Raw genomic sequence first — 14954 nt, forward strand, 5'->3', positions numbered from 1 at the left:
ACCTCTTCGCGTCGCGGGTTGCACCCCATCTGCGTGTGCTTATGGTGATTTTTCCGGGCCGCGACGGCGCGAAACCTACTCGTATTTTGCCGGACGCGAAAACCCCTCTCGGCAGAATATCGCTGAGACGTGAGGACACCTGACATGATCGCGGGCGCAATCCCCCTGGCGGAAATCTGGCGCGGGCCGATCGCCGAGTCCGTCCACCTTGGACACGCGGTGATCGCCCGCGACGACGGCACGCTCGAAGACGCCTTCGGCGCGCCCGAGACAATGGTGCTGCCGCGGTCCTCGGCCAAGATGATTCAGGCGCTGCCGCTGGTGGCCTCCGGGGCCGCCGATGCGGCCGGGCTTTCGTCGCGCCACCTCGCGCTTGCCTGCGCGAGCCACGAGGGCGCGCCCCTGCATGTCGAGGCGGTCGGTGACTGGCTGGAGGCGCGCAGGCTGTCAGAGGCCGACCTGCGCTGCGGCGCGCAGCCGCCAAGGGACCGCGCCCTCAAGCACGAGATGATTCGCGCGGGCGGGACACCGGACCAGCGCCACAACAATTGCTCGGGCAAGCACGCGGGCTTCTTGACGCTGATGCAGCACCTGGGCGCGGGGGCCGAGTATCACGAGGCCGACCACCCGGTGCAGGTGGCTGCCCGAGAGGCATTCGAGACGGTCACCGACCGGACCAGCCCGTTCTACGGGATCGACGGCTGCTCGGCGCCGAACTTCGCCACCACCGTTGCGGCGATGGGCCGGGCGATGGCGTGGTTCGCGACCGCGCATGGTCGCTCGGACCCGCTGTCGCTGGCGGCCGCCCGGCTGGTGCAAGCGATGATCGCACACCCGATGGAGGTCGCCGGAGAAGGCCGCGCCTGCACGCTCCTGATGCGAGCGGCGACCGAGCCAGTGGCCCTCAAGACCGGGGCGGAGGGCTTCTTCATAGCGATCCTGCCCGAGCGCGGGCTCGGGGTGGCGCTCAAGGCTGCGGACGGGGCGACGCGGGCGGCGGAATGCGCGGTGGCGGCGCTGCTCGTGCGACTCGGCGCGCTCGATTCGCGACACCCGGACGTGGTGCGGTTCCTGAATCCCGAGATCCGCAACTTCCGCGGTGTGGTCACTGGTCAGATCAGGCCAGCGGACAACATTTTCGCCTGAAACGAGGCGCCGAGCCTAGGCCGGGGTCGCGAAGTCCGACCGCGCGTAGCCCTGCAGGAACAGCAGCGCCGTAAGGTCGCCGTGGTTCACGCGGACCTCGCAGGCCTCCTGCACGGACGGCTTGGCGTGGAGGGCGACGCCGGTGCCGGCGCGCTCCAGCATCCCGAGATCGTTTGCGCCGTCGCCCACGGCGATCACGTCTGTCTCGGACAGCCCGAGCCGGGCGCTGATCTCGGACAGCGCCTGCACCTTCGCTTCGCGCCCGAGGATCGGCTGCGCGACCTCTCCGGTCAGCGTGCCGTCTTCCATCAAGAGCGTGTTCGCGCGGTGCTCGTCGAAGCCGATCTGTTCGGCGATGCGCGCGGTAAAGGCGGTGAAGCCGCCAGAGACCAGCGCCGCGTGGCCGCCCTCCGCCTTCATCGTCGCGATCAGTTCCGGACCGCCGGGCATCAGCTCGATCCGGGTGGCGATGACCCGATCGACGATATCCTCGGGAAGGCCCTTCAGCAGCGCGACGCGCTCGGTCAGCGCGCCCTCGAAGTCGAGTTCGCCGTTCATGGCGCGGGCGGTGATCTCCTTCACATGCGCGCCTACGCCGGCTTCCTCGGCCAGCTCGTCGATGCACTCCTGCCGGATCATCGTGGAATCCATGTCCGCCAGCAGCATGCGCTTGCGGCGTCCCTCGGTGGGCTGAACCACGAGGTCGGTGCGCTGCCGTTGCAGGTCGGCCCACACGTCCCAGCGGTTCGAGGGGACTTCGGCCAGCGTGAATTCCGCCGCCTCGTCGGGGGCAAGCCACACCGCGTCGCCGCCACCCCAGGCGTCGCGCAGGGCGTGGACAAGGGCGGGATCGAGCACGCCCCGGGGCGCGATGAGCGTGGCGGTGAACATGGGCGCGAGTTTCCGATAGAGGACGCGAGGCGCGTGATTTCGACTGTTCCGGCCCCCGTAGCGCCATTTTCGCGCTTGTGGAACCGGGGGCGCGACCGTATCTGCGGCGGTGGGACACCCCTCCCCAACGAGGGGCTTCTATCTGGAAGGTTAGATACATGACCACGACCGAAAAACCGGCCGCGCGGCCGGCCAATCCGCGCTTTTCTTCCGGCCCCTGTGCCAAGATCCCCGGCTTCACCCTCGACATGCTGAACGACGCGCCCCTGGGGCGGTCGCATCGCGCCTCCGTGGGCAAGACCAAGCTCAAGGACGCGATCGAGGGCACCCGCGAGGTGCTGGGCGTGCCCGCCGACTACCGCATCGGGATCGTGCCCGCCTCGGACACCGGCGCCGTCGAGATGGCGATGTGGTCGATGCTTGGCGCCCGCAAGGCGACGATGGTCGCCTGGGAAAGCTTCGGCGCGGGCTGGGTCACCGACGTGGTCAAGCAGCTCAAGATCGATGCCGACGTGGTCGAGGCCGACTACGGCCGCATCGTCGACATGGCCGCGCTGGACTACGACACCGACGTTGTCTTTACTTGGAACGGCACGACCTCGGGCGTGCGGGTGCCGAACGGCGACGCGATCCCGGCGGACCGCGCGGGCCTGACGATCTGTGATGCGACCTCGGCCGCCTTCGCGCAGGACCTGCCGTGGGACAAGCTCGATGTGGTCACCTTCTCCTGGCAGAAGGTCATGGGGGGCGAGGCCGCGCACGGTGTGCTGGTGCTGTCCCCGCGTGCCGTGGAGCGCCTTGAAAACTACACCCCCGCGTGGCCGCTGCCCAAGATCTTCCGCATGACCAAGGGCGGCAAGCTCAACGAGGGGATCTTCGAAGGCGCGACGATCAACACGCCGTCCATGCTGTGCGTCGAGGACTACCTTGTCGCACTGGACTGGGCCCGCCGGATCGGCGGCCGCGAGGCGCTGCAGGCGCGGGCGGATGCCAACGCGCAGGTCGTCTGGGACTTCTGCGAGACGCGCGACTGGATCGCCAACCTCGCCGAGGATCCGGCGACGCGGTCGAACACCTCCGTGTGCCTCAAGTTCACCGATGCGCGCATCTCCGATGCCGGCGCCTTCGCCAAGGCCGTTCAGAAGCGGCTCGAGGCCGAGGGCGTGGCTCTGGACGTGGGCGCCTACCGCGACGCGCCCGCAGGTCTGCGGATCTGGTGCGGCAGCACGGTCGAAACCGCGGATGTCGAGGCGTTGATGCCCTGGATCGAGTGGGCGTTCCACGCCGAGCTTGACGCCCAGGCGCAGGCCGCCTGATCCATCCCGCCTTCGCCCGGCATGCCGGGCTTTCCTGACGGACCCGGCGCCGCGGACACCCGCGGCGCCGCACCGGGGAACTCCCATTCCATCCTGCTCGCAAGGACCCGTTCCATGGCACCCAAAGTTCTGATTTCCGACAAGCTCTCCGCCGCCGCCGTCCAGATCTTCAAGGATCGCGGCATCGAGGTCGACTTCCAGCCCGACCTCGGAAAGGACAAGGACAAGCTGGCCGAGGTGATCGGCCAGTACGATGGCCTCGCCATCCGCTCGGCCACCAAGGTCACGCCGAAGATCCTTGAGAACGCGCCGAATCTGAAGGTGATCGGCCGCGCCGGTATCGGTGTCGACAACATCGACAAGGAGGCTGCGTCCAAGCAGGGCGTGATCGTGATGAACACGCCGTTCGGCAACATGATCACCACCGCCGAGCACGCCATCGCGATGATGTTCGCCGTCGCGCGCCAGATCCCCGAAGCGTCGACATCGACCCATGCCGGCAAGTGGGAGAAGTCCAAGTTCATGGGCGTCGAACTGACCGGCAAGACGCTCGGCGTTATCGGCGCCGGCAATATCGGCGGCATTGTCTGCGACCGGGCGCGCGGCCTGAAGATGAAGGTCGCGGCCTACGACCCCTACCTGAGCCAGGAGAAGGCGGACCAGATGGGTGTCGAGAAGGTCGAGCTCGACGAGCTGCTGACCCGCGCCGACTTCATCACGCTGCACGTGCCGCTGACCGACCAGACCCGCAACATCCTGTCGCGCGAGAACCTCGCCAAGACCAAGAAGGGCGTGCGGATCATCAACTGCGCCCGCGGCGGCCTGGTCGACGAGCAGGCGCTGGCCGATATGCTGAAGGAGGGTCACGTCGCGGGCGCCGCCTTCGACGTGTTCGCCGAGGAGCCCGCGACGGACAACCCGCTCTTCGGCCTGCCGAACGTGGTGTGCACCCCGCACCTCGGCGCGGCGACCACCGAGGCGCAGGAGAACGTGGCCCTGCAGGTCGCCGAGCAGATGGCGAACTACCTGCTGACCGGCGCTGTCGAGAACGCGCTCAACATGCCGTCCGTTTCGGCGGAGGAAGCCAAGGTCATGGGGCCGTGGATCAAGCTCTCGGACCATCTCGGCAGCTTCATCGGTCAGATGACGGACGAGCCGATCAAGGCGATCAACATCCTCTACGACGGCTCGGTCTCCGAGATGAACCTCGCGGCACTGAACTGCTCGGTCGTGGCAGGCATCATGAAGCGGGTGAACCCCGACGTGAACATGGTGTCGGCCCCGCTGATCGCGCAGGAGCGCGGCATCCGGATCTCGACCACCAACCAGGCGCAGTCGGGTGCGTTCGAGGGCTACATCAAGGTCACCGTCGTGACCGACAAGCGTGAGCGCTCGATCGCGGGCACGGTGTTCTCGGACGGCAAGCCGCGCTTCATCCAGATCAAGGGCATCAACATCGACGCCGAGATCGGCCGCCACATGCTCTACACCACGAACGAGGACGTGCCTGGCATCATCGGCACGCTGGGCCAGACCATGGGCCAGAACGGCGTGAACATCGCGAACTTCACGCTCGGCCGGTCCAAGGCCAAGGGCGAGGCGATCGCCTTGCTCTACGTCGACGACGTGGTGCCCGCGGACGTGATCGGCGCGCTCGAGGACACCGGCATGTTCCAGCAGGTGAAGCCGCTACAGTTCGACGTGGCCTGAGCCGCAGCGACCTCGGTAAAATCGGAAGGCGGCGCGGGCAGATGTCCGCGCCGCTTTTCTGTTGAAAGGTCAGGCCACGGCCGGCCGCGACGGTGCCGAAGCTCGATGCGGGCGCAGTACCACGGCCGCAAAGGCGATCAGCGACAGGACCGTCAGGATCGAGCCGATCTTCGCGAGGGTTTCGCCGGTCCCTTGCACAGCCGACACGATGCCCGGCACGATGAAGACCACGCCCGTGACCGCGAGAGCGAAATGAGCCCTCGCGAGCCTTCCCTGCGCCGCCTGTGGCACGAGGTGGTAGTAGAAAGCGAAAATCGCGAAGCCGACCCAGCCCAGCAGGTTCAGGTGGGCGTGGGCGACGGAAAGTCCGTGATCTCCCGAAGCGGACATCTGTATGCCCCATCCCATTCCGACAATCGCCGATATCACGGCGAGGATCATGAAGCGGCGTGCCAATCCATTCATCTCGAATTACTCCCTGTGGCCACCTGGTATCTGGCGGCGGCCGGAAAATGCGCGACCGGCACCCCCGATCGCGGAACGGATCTTACATTCGTGATCTGGCCCCACGAAGTGTTTTCGGCAGGCTTGCCGGACTGGCCGGTGCTGCGGCGCGGGGGCGTGATTGCAGCGCATCGGAACCCTCCGCGCCGCGTTTTCTAGGCAAGGAGTCGGAATTGACCGCAGCGCCCCCCGCGCGCGATTGGTAGAGGTAGCCCGACCAAGGGAGGCTTTCGCATGTCCGGCACCATCCGCTTCACACTCGACGGCCGAGAGGTCGAGGCAGAGCCCGGCCAGACCATCTGGGAGGTGGCGCACGGGCAGGGCCTCGTGATCCCGCACCTCTGCCACCGGCCCGAGCCCGGCTATCGCCCCGACGGCAACTGCCGCGCCTGCATGGTCGAGGTCGAGGGCGAGAGGAATCTCGTGGCCTCGTGCATCCGCGAGCCGAAGGAGGGCATGGTCGTGACGTCCGATTCCGGCCGGGCTACACACGCGCGCAAGATGGTGGTCGAGATGCTGATGGCCGACCAGCCGGAGCCCGAGGTGGCGCACGATCGCTCGGCGCATTTCTGGAAGATGGCCGAACTGCAAGGCGTGACCGAAAGCCGCTTCCCGACGATGGAAGCCGAGCGCATTCCGCTGCTCGACGACAGTCACGTCGCCATGCGCGTGAACCTCGACGCCTGCATCCAATGCAACCTCTGCGTCCGCGCCTGCCGCGAGGTGCAGGTGAACGACGTGATCGGCATGGCCGACCGCGGCCACGATGCTTTCCCGATCTTTGATCTCGACGACCCGATGGGCGCCTCGACATGCGTGGCCTGCGGCGAATGTGTGCAGGCCTGTCCCACCGGTGCGCTGATGCCGGCCTCGGTGGTGGACGAACAGCAGGTCGGCGACCGCGAGGACTTCGATGAGGAGGTCGACAGCGTCTGCCCGTTCTGCGGTGTCGGCTGCCAGGTCTCGATCAAGGTCAAGGACGACAAGGTGAAGTACGTTCAGGGCATCAACGGCCCGGCGAACGAGGGGCGGCTTTGCGTCAAGGGCCGCTTCGGCTTCGACTACATCCATCACGGCCACCGTCTCACGAAGCCGCTGATCCGGCGCGAGGACGCGCCCGACAAGGGCTTGAACGTGGACCCCGAAAATCCCTGGACTCATTTCCGCGAGGCCACCTGGGAGGAAGCGCTGGACGTCGCCGCGCGTGGCCTCGCCGACCTGCGGTCCTATTACGGCGGCAAGACGATCGCGGGCTTCGGCTCGGCCAAGTGCACCAACGAAGAAGCCTACCTGTTCCAGAAGTTCATCCGCCAGGGCTTCAAGCACAACAACGTCGACCACTGCACCCGGCTCTGCCACGCCTCGTCGGTGGCCGCCTTGATGGAGAACGTCGGTTCGGGCGCCGTCACCGCCTCGTTCAACGAGATCGAGAACGCGGATATCGCCATCATCATCGGCGCCAACCCGACCGAGAACCACCCCGTCGCGGCCACCTTCTTCAAGCAGTTCGCCAAGCGCGGCGGAAAGCTGGTCATCATGGACCCGCGGGGGCAGGGCGGTCTGAAACGGCATGCCTGGCAGAACCTCCAGTTCCGGCCCGGCACCGACGTTGCGCTCCTGAACGCGATCATGAACGTGATCGTCGAAGAGAAGCTCTACGACCGGCAATACATCGAGGGCTTCACCGAGGGCTTCTTCGAGTTCCGCGATCACATCCGCGCCTTCCCGCCCGAGCGCATGGCCGAGCTCTGCGGCATCGAGGCGGAGACCATCCGCGAGGTCGCACGCGAGTTCGCACGGTCCCGTGCAGGGATGATCTTCTGGGGCATGGGCGTGTCGCAGCACATCCACGGCACCGACAACTCGCGCTGCCTTATCTCTCTCGCGCTGCTCTGCGGCCATGTCGGGCGGCCGGGCACCGGTCTGCATCCGCTTCGCGGGCAGAACAACGTGCAGGGCGCGTCGGATGCGGGGCTGATCCCGCAGGTCATGCCGGACTATCAGCCCGTGACCGACAGCGAGGTGCGCGATCTTTTCCGCCACATCTGGCGCGGCACCGAGATCGACGCCGAGCCCGGTCTGACCGTGGTCGAGATCATGGACCGGGTCTATCGTGGAGAGATCCGAGGCATGTATGTGCTGGGCGAAAACCCGGCCATGTCCGACCCTGACGTCGAACATGCCCGCCGCGCCCTCGCCAAGCTGAGCCACCTCGTGGTGCAGGACATCTTCCTGACCGAGACGGCGATGTATGCCGACGTGATCCTGCCGGCCTCGGCGCTGCCCGAGAAGACCGGCACGGTGACCAACACCAACCGGCAGGTGCAGATGGTGCGCCGCGCGGTGCCGACCCCCGGCGAGGCGCGGGAGGACTGGCGTATCATCGTCGATCTCGCGCGGCGGATCGGGCTCGACTGGGACTACGACCACCCGCGTCATGTCTTCGACGAGATGAAGATGTCGATGTTCTCGCTGCATCATATCACCTGGTCGCGGCTGGAGCGCGAAAGTTCGGTCACCTATCCCTGCAAGGGGCCGGACATTCCCGGCGAGGACGTGGTGTTCGGCGACGGCTTCCCGCGCCGGGCGGGCCGCGCCAAGTTCACCCCCGCCCGCGTGACCCCGCCGGCGGAGGTGCCGGACGAGGCCTACCCGATGATCCTGACCACCGGCCGCCAGCTCGAGCATTGGCACACCGGGTCGATGACCCGGCGGGCCTCGGTGCTCGACGCGGTGGAGCCCGAAGCGAACTGCTCGCTACATCCCTCGACCCTGCGCAAGCTGGGGGTCGATGCCGGCGGGCGGGTGCGCCTGACCACGCGACGCGGCAGCCTCGACGTGATGGCACGGGCCGACCGCAACGTGGCGCCGGACATGGTGTTCCTGCCCTTCGCCTACGTCGAGGCCGCGGCGAACATCCTGACGAACCCGGCGCTGGATCCGTTCGGCAAGATTCCCGAGTTCAAGTACTCCGCGGTGCGCGTCGAGGCCGCGGACGGAGACGCGGTGGCGGCCGAGTAGCGCCGAACCGGCGGCCTCTTTCCGCCCATTGCCGCGCGGGCCCGGGAACGGGCGCGGGCGGCGTACGTTTGGCTGGCATCCCGGACGGAGGATGACACCATGACGGACCGTGACGATGCGCCCACCAGCCCCGACGCCGTGCAAGACGTTCAGATCAATGCGGTGCAGTCGCTGTTGCGGCGCACGGTAGACGCGCGCGAGGGCTTCGACGTAATGGTCGAAAAAGCCGAACCAGAGTTTCGGCCGGTCGCCCTCAAGTTCCGCGAGACCCACCACCAGCACGCCGAGCGTACCGCTGCGATCGTCACCGCGCTGGGCGGTGAGCCGGACAGCGAAGGCAGCTTCTTCGGCACCGTGAACCGCACGGTTGTCTCGGTGCGCGCCATGTTCGACGAGATCGACGAGGACGTGATGGACAGCGTCCGCGACGGCGAGAAGCACGTGCTCGAGTCGTTCGACGAGGCCATCTCCACGCTCGGCACCAATCGACACCGCGATGAAATCCTCGCCATGCGTGGCGAGATCGAAGCGCTGCTGGACGAGACCCGCCACCTCGACTGAGAGAGCGGCTTGTGCCGCGCCGCGGCACAAGCCGACCCTGCGGAACCTTCCCAAGAAACCGTTGACCGGTGCGCGGTTGGCTGACCAAATGGGTTTGCCGCGCACAGACGCGGCCGTGCGCCGGGAGGACGGCTCCGGACCCCGGAGACGCGGCGCCGAGAGGGAGGATTTGCCGTGGCAACGACGCCGCAGGGCGCGGAGCATCCGCGCTCCGTACCTGCATTGCTGGCTCGCAACGCCGCGCGCTTCGGCGCGCAGGCGGCCTATCGCGAGAAAGAATTCGGCATCTGGCAGAGCTGGACCTGGGCCGAGGCGCAGGAAGAGATCGAGGCGCTGGCACTCGGTCTGCTCGATCTCGGCGCTCAACCGGGCGATTTCATCGCGGTGATCGGGCGCAACAGGCCCTACCTCTACTGGTCCATGGTCGCGGCGCAGATGGTCGGAGCCGTGCCGGTGCCGCTCTACCAAGATGCCGTGGCCGAAGAGATGGCATACGTTCTCGACCACTGCGGCGCGCGCTTCGTGGTCGCCGCCGATCAGGAACAGGTCGACAAGGTGATCGAAGTCGCCGACCGGCTGCCGTCGTTCGAGCGCATCATCTACGTCGACTCACGGGGCTTGCGGAAATACGACCACAGCCGCCTAAGCGCCTTCGACGCGGTGCAGAAGGCCGGGCGCGAGGCAGGTGAGACGCAGCGCGAAGAGTTGGAGAACCGGCGCGCCCGGCTCGACTACGACGATATCTGCGTGATGCTCTACACCTCGGGCACCACCGGAAAGCCCAAGGGCGTCGTGCTGTCCAACCGCAACATCATCGAGACGGCGAAAAACTCGGCCGAGTTCGATCACCTGCGCGCGGACGACGAGGTCTTGGCCTATCTGCCGATGGCCTGGGTGGGCGATTTCATCTTCTCGATAGGGCAAGCCTACTGGACGGGGTTCTGCGTGAACTGCCCGGAAAGCGCCGACACGCTGGTCACGGACCTGCGCGAAATCGCCCCAACCTACTACTTCGCGCCGCCGCGCGTCTTCGAGACCAATCTCACCCAGATCATGATCCGGATGGAAGACGCGGGCGCTCTCAAGCGGCGCATGTTCCACTACTTCATGGAGCACGCCCGTCGCGTGGGGCCGCGCCTTCTCGACGGACATTCCGTTGGGCTTTGGGACCGGCTGAAATACCGCATGGGCGAGGTGCTGGTCTACGGTCCGCTCAAGAACGCGCTGGGCTTCAGCCGGATCCGGGTGGGCTACACCGCGGGCGAGGCCATCGGGCCGGAGATCTTCGACTTCTACCGCGCGCTCGGCATCAACCTGAAGCAGCTCTACGGCCAGACCGAAGCGTCCGTGTTCATCACCCAGCAACCCGACGGAGAGGTGCGCTCGGACACCGTGGGCGTGCCGTCGCCGGGGGTGGAGCTGAAGATCGCGGAGTCGGGGGAGGTGTTCTACCGCTCTCCGGGCACCTTCGTGGAATACTACAAGAACGCCGAGTCGACCCGGGACACCAAGGATCCCGAGGGCTGGGTCGCGACCGGCGATGCGGGTTTCGTCGAGGAGGACAGCGGCCACCTGCGGATCATCGACCGCGCGAAGGATGTGGGGCACATGGCCTCGGGCGCGCTGTTCGCGCCGAAATACGTGGAGAACAAGCTCAAGTTCTACCCCGCGATCCTCGAGGCGGTGGTGTTCGGCGCGGGCCGCGAGACGTGTTGCGCCTTCATCAACATCGACCTCACCGCGGTGGGCAACTGGGCCGAGCGCAACAACATCGCCTACTCGTCCTACCAGGAGCTTGCCGGGCATCCGTTGGTGCTGGAAACGATCCAGTCCCACGTCGAGGAGACCAACGAGAGCGTCGCGCAGGACGAGATGCTGTCGGGCTGTCAGGTGCATCGCTTCCTGGTGCTGCACAAGGAGTTGGACGCCGACGACGGCGAGCTGACGCGCACCCGCAAGGTGCGGCGCAAGATCATCGCCGAGAAATACGCGGACCTCGTGACCGCGCTCTACGACGGGTCGGACGAGGTCTACACCGAGACCGAGGTGACCTACGAGGACGGCCGCACGGGCCGGATACGCGCGACGCTCGCGATCCGCGACGCAAAGACGGTGCCGGTGTCCGCGCCGGTCAGGGAGGCTGCAGAATGACGCGTGACGCTCGCGCTGACGCGCATCGCCCCACCCGCCATCCCGTGGCGCCGGTCAGAACCAGAGGGGACCGGACATGATGGATGGGGCGGGATACGTGACCGCGGACGGCCGTCAGATCGGTGGGGAGCTTCTGGCCCTGCATAACATCACCCTGCGCTTTGGCGGCGTGGTGGCCATCAACGACATCTCGTTCGATATCCGCGAGGGCGAGATCCGGGCCATCATCGGACCGAACGGAGCAGGCAAGTCGTCGATGCTGAACGTGATCTCGGGGTTCTACACGCCGTCCCAAGGCGAGGTCCGCTACAAGGGCGAGACGCGTCCGCCCATGAAGCCCTACGAGGTGGCTCGAATGGGCGTTGCGCGCACGTTCCAGAACATCGCGTTGTTCGAGGGCATGACGGTTTTGGACAACGTGATGACCGGCCGGCTTACGCACATGAACACAGGCATCGCACAGCAGGCGCTCTGGTGGGGCCGCGCACGCGACGAGGAAATGGAGAACCGCGCCAAGGTCGAGCGGGTGATCGATTTCCTCGAGATCCAGAACATCCGCAAGACGCCGGTGGGGCGGCTGCCCTACGGTCTGAAAAAGCGGGTCGAGCTGGCGCGGGCGCTGGCGGCCGAGCCGTCATTGCTGCTGCTGGACGAGCCGATGGCGGGCATGAACGTCGAGGAGAAGGAGGACATGAGCCGCTTCATCCTCGACGTGAACGACGAGTTCGGCACCACGATCTGCCTGATCGAGCATGACATGGGCGTGGTGATGGACCTGAGCGACCGGGTGGTCGTGATGGATTACGGCAAGAAGATCGGGGACGGCACGCCGGACGAGGTGCGCGGCAACCAGGACGTCATCGACGCCTATCTCGGGGTGTCGCATTGATCCGGCGCGGCGCACGGGCGGCATTGTGCGAGAGGCGCGGTCCCTCGCGCTCCGCGGAAAATTTGAACCAGGAAGAAGCGGCGCCCGCGGGCGGGGAGAGGCGGTAAATGTACACGTACCTGATCGAGCCTTTCGTGGAGATGTTCGAGGCTCCGGATTTCCTGATGCAGGTGCTCTGGGAGGGCCTGGTCTCGGGCGTGCTCTATGCGCTGATCGCACTCGGCTTCGTGCTGATCTTCCGCTCGAGCCGCATCTTCAACTTCGCGCAGGGTATCATGGTGGTCTTCGCGGCGCTGACGCTGGTCGGGCTGCATGCCGCGGGGCTGCCGGCCTGGATCGCGGTGGCGGCCACGCTGGGCGTGATGTTCCTGCTGGCTGTGACGGTCGAGCGGGTCGTGTTGCGGCCGCTGGTCGGACAGCCGGACATCATCCTCTTCATGGCGACGATCGGCATCACGCTGTTCCTGATCGGTTTCGGCGAGATCATTTTCGGCGGCGAGAACAAGGCGATGATCACGAGCGAGCTCGGGATCCCGACCGGAGACGTGGTGCTGGAGCCGTTCGGCGGGCTGCTGATCCTGCAGAAGCTCGATATGACCGTGGTCGCGGTGGCGGTAATCCTCGTCGGTGCACTGCTGGCGTTCCTCAACTTCACGCGTATGGGGCGCGCGATCCGGGCGCTCGGCGACGATCACCAGGCGGCGCTGTCGGTGGGCATCTCGCTGCAGACGATCTGGGTGCTGGTGTGGTTTATCGCCGGGGTCATCGCGCTGGTAACGGGCATCGCCTGGGGCGCGCGTGCGGGCGTATCCTTCGCGCTCGAGGTCATCGCCTACAAGGCGCTGCCGGTGCTGATGCTGGGCGGGCTCGAGTCGATCACCGGGGCAATCATCGGCGGGCTGATGATCGGGATGCTGGAGAAGCTCTTCGAGATCTACTGGGGTCAGCCGTTTCTCGGCGGCAACACCGAGACGTGGTTCGCCTTCGTGCTGGCGCTGATCGTGCTGCTGTTCCGCCCGCAGGGTCTGTTCGGCGAGCGGATCATCGAGAGGGTGTGAACGTGCAGGCGGCTCAGCGGCGGGAGAACGGAAACCACATGGCGCGCATCATCGAGATCGCCGGGGCCGTCCAGAACTCCATCGCGTCGCGCATGGCGTGGGTCCCGGTGAAGCGCCGCGGGGCGGCGTCGCCGTCGCGCTCGAAGCCGATGTCAGCCTCGGCATCGGAGATGAGCTGGCGCATGCGGGTTTCGAGGTCGTCGTACATCGCTCGGGCCTTTCCGGTCATTGATGCAACTATGTTGCGCACAGGCGTTTTATATCAACCAAAAATAACTCTCAGGCCGCGAGAGGGTTCCGTGGCTAGGCCTGCCCGATGCGAAAATGCCGCGACGTGTTGCGGGAGAGCTGCATGAGGGAAGACGGCCTGCGGCGACTGCGCCTGGTGGTGGGGCTGCTCGCCGCGCTTGGCACCGCGGCGGCGGTGGCGGCGGCACTCGCAGGTCAGGGCGCGGTCCTGCGGATCGTGACGGTCCTCCCGCTCTGGGCGGTCGCCGGGTTCGCGGACTGGCGGCTGAGCGGGCGATGGCGCGGGCTCTACGCCCCGGTGTTCGGAGGCCGCTGAGGCAGGAAAGACGGAAGACCGGGCGGCAGGTGCCGCCGGCAAGGGAGGAGAAAGCAGATGCTCTACCGCACGGCGGGGCAGTTCAAGACGAGCTACACGGCCGACCAGGCGCTTTTCCCGGTCCGGCAGGATGCGGTGCTGCTCGGGATCATCCTGGTACTGGCCTGGGTGGTGTTGCCGCTGACGGCGTCCGAGTTCGCGTTCCAGACGCTGCTGATCCCGATCCTGATCTACGCGCTGGCGGCGACGGGTCTGAACCTGCTCACGGGCTATGCCGGTCAGCTGTCGCTGGGCACGGCCGCGTTCATGGGGGTCGGGGCCTATGCCTGCTACAAGCTGGTCACTCTGATGCCGTGGCTGAATCCGGTCGTGGCGATCCTGCTGTCGGGCGTGTTCTCGGCCGGCATCGGCGTGGCGTTCGGGATCCCGTCTCTCAGGATCAAGGGATTCTACCTGGCGATCGCCACGCTCGCCGCGCAGTTCTTCCTGATCTGGCTCTTCGAGAAATGGGCGTGGCTCTATAACTACAACGCCTCTGGCGCAATCCAGGTACCGAACCTCGACATGTTCGGGCTGTGGGTTGCCGGGCCGCAGGCGGCGTCGGCCACGCAATACTTCGTGGTCCTGGCTGTGGTCACGCTGATGACCGTGCTGTGCATCAACCTGACGCGGGGGACTCTGGGCCGGACGTGGAAGGCCACGCGCGACATGGACATCGCGGCCGAACTCATCGGCATCAACCTGATGAAGTCGAAGCTGACCGCCTTCGCGATCTCGTCCTACGTGGTGGGCGTCGCCGGCGCGCTTTTCGTCTTCATGTGGCGCGGCGCGGCAGAGCCCAACCTCTTCGACATCGGTCTGTCCTTCCGCATCCTCTTCATCGCGATCATCGGGGGGCTGGGCTCGATCCTCGGCAACTACCTGGGCGCGATCCTGATCGTGGGCCTGCCGGTGGTCCTGAACGTCGTGCCGGAGGCGCTTGGGCTGCACATCTCGTCAGCGACGGTCGAGCATCTGAACACGATGATCGTCGGCTCGCTCATCATCTTCTTCCTCGTGATCGAACCGCACGGACTGGCGCGGCTGTGGACTCTGATCCGGGAAAAACTCATCGTGTGGCCGTTCCCATACTGACCTGAAGG

General features: G+C 66.5%; 13 protein-coding genes. 10 read left to right on the top strand and 3 right to left on the bottom strand.

What is annotated here, in order from left to right:
- The first annotated feature begins 144 nt into the window (after positions 1-144).
- Positions 145-1146, top strand: coding sequence for an asparaginase (locus BMX29_RS01060; RefSeq protein WP_092809666.1), 1002 nt, complete (start codon positions 145-147; stop codon positions 1144-1146).
- Between the two features lie 15 nt (positions 1147-1161).
- Here BMX29_RS01060 and serB read toward each other — a convergent pair whose 3' ends face one another.
- Positions 1162-2037 carry a phosphoserine phosphatase SerB gene (gene serB / locus BMX29_RS01065; protein ID WP_092809668.1) on the bottom strand — a complete coding sequence of 292 codons (876 nt, stop codon included), beginning with the start codon at positions 2035-2037 and terminating at the stop codon, positions 1162-1164.
- Positions 2038-2195: 158 nt separating this feature from the next.
- On the opposite strand from serB, the gene BMX29_RS01070 reads away from it, so the two are divergent.
- Positions 2196-3353: a phosphoserine transaminase gene (locus tag BMX29_RS01070; RefSeq protein ID WP_092809670.1), complete on the top strand. Its 1158-nt coding sequence runs from the start codon at positions 2196-2198 to the stop codon at positions 3351-3353.
- Positions 3354-3467: 114 nt separating this feature from the next.
- The gene (serA, locus tag BMX29_RS01075) at positions 3468-5063 is read left to right on the top strand and encodes a phosphoglycerate dehydrogenase (RefSeq protein ID WP_092809672.1); all 1596 of its coding nucleotides are present in this window, start codon (positions 3468-3470) and stop codon (positions 5061-5063) included.
- Positions 5064-5132: 69 nt separating this feature from the next.
- Here the strand turns inward: serA and BMX29_RS01080 are convergent, their stop codons facing one another.
- On the bottom strand, positions 5133-5504 hold the full coding sequence (locus BMX29_RS01080) for a hypothetical protein (RefSeq protein WP_342342369.1): 372 nt from the start codon (positions 5502-5504) through the stop codon (positions 5133-5135).
- A gap of 297 nt (positions 5505-5801) precedes the next feature.
- On the opposite strand from BMX29_RS01080, the gene fdhF reads away from it, so the two are divergent.
- The 5 genes from fdhF to BMX29_RS01105 all read left to right on the top strand — a co-directional run bounded on the left by fdhF (position 5802) and on the right by BMX29_RS01105 (position 13247).
- A complete protein-coding gene (gene fdhF, locus BMX29_RS01085) occupies positions 5802-8588 on the top strand; it encodes a formate dehydrogenase subunit alpha (RefSeq protein WP_092809676.1) in 2787 nt (928 codons plus the stop codon).
- 99 nt (positions 8589-8687) lie between these two features.
- Positions 8688-9149 (top strand): DUF2383 domain-containing protein, encoded by a 462-nt coding sequence (locus BMX29_RS01090; protein WP_092809678.1) that lies wholly within the window; start codon positions 8688-8690, stop codon positions 9147-9149.
- 174 nt (positions 9150-9323) lie between these two features.
- Positions 9324-11300: an AMP-binding protein gene (locus BMX29_RS01095; protein ID WP_092809680.1), complete on the top strand. Its 1977-nt coding sequence runs from the start codon at positions 9324-9326 to the stop codon at positions 11298-11300.
- 76 nt (positions 11301-11376) lie between these two features.
- Positions 11377-12189 (top strand): ABC transporter ATP-binding protein, encoded by an 813-nt coding sequence (locus BMX29_RS01100; protein WP_092809682.1) that lies wholly within the window; start codon positions 11377-11379, stop codon positions 12187-12189.
- 107 nt (positions 12190-12296) lie between these two features.
- The gene (locus BMX29_RS01105; protein WP_043844942.1) at positions 12297-13247 is read left to right on the top strand and encodes a branched-chain amino acid ABC transporter permease; all 951 of its coding nucleotides are present in this window, start codon (positions 12297-12299) and stop codon (positions 13245-13247) included.
- A 13-nt stretch (positions 13248-13260) separates the two neighbouring features.
- Here BMX29_RS01105 and BMX29_RS01110 read toward each other — a convergent pair whose 3' ends face one another.
- On the bottom strand, positions 13261-13455 hold the full coding sequence (locus BMX29_RS01110; protein ID WP_043844943.1) for a hypothetical protein: 195 nt from the start codon (positions 13453-13455) through the stop codon (positions 13261-13263).
- A gap of 144 nt (positions 13456-13599) precedes the next feature.
- On the opposite strand from BMX29_RS01110, the gene BMX29_RS01115 reads away from it, so the two are divergent.
- A complete protein-coding gene (locus tag BMX29_RS01115) occupies positions 13600-13812 on the top strand; it encodes a hypothetical protein (protein ID WP_092809684.1) in 213 nt (70 codons plus the stop codon).
- 57 nt (positions 13813-13869) lie between these two features.
- Entirely contained in the window at positions 13870-14946 is a 1077-nt protein-coding gene (locus BMX29_RS01120) for a branched-chain amino acid ABC transporter permease (RefSeq protein WP_092809686.1), read from the top strand.
- The last annotated feature ends 8 nt before the right edge of the window (positions 14947-14954 follow it).

This window comes from Roseivivax marinus, assembly GCF_900109705.1.
Classification (GTDB): Bacteria; Pseudomonadota; Alphaproteobacteria; order Rhodobacterales; family Rhodobacteraceae; genus Roseivivax; species Roseivivax marinus.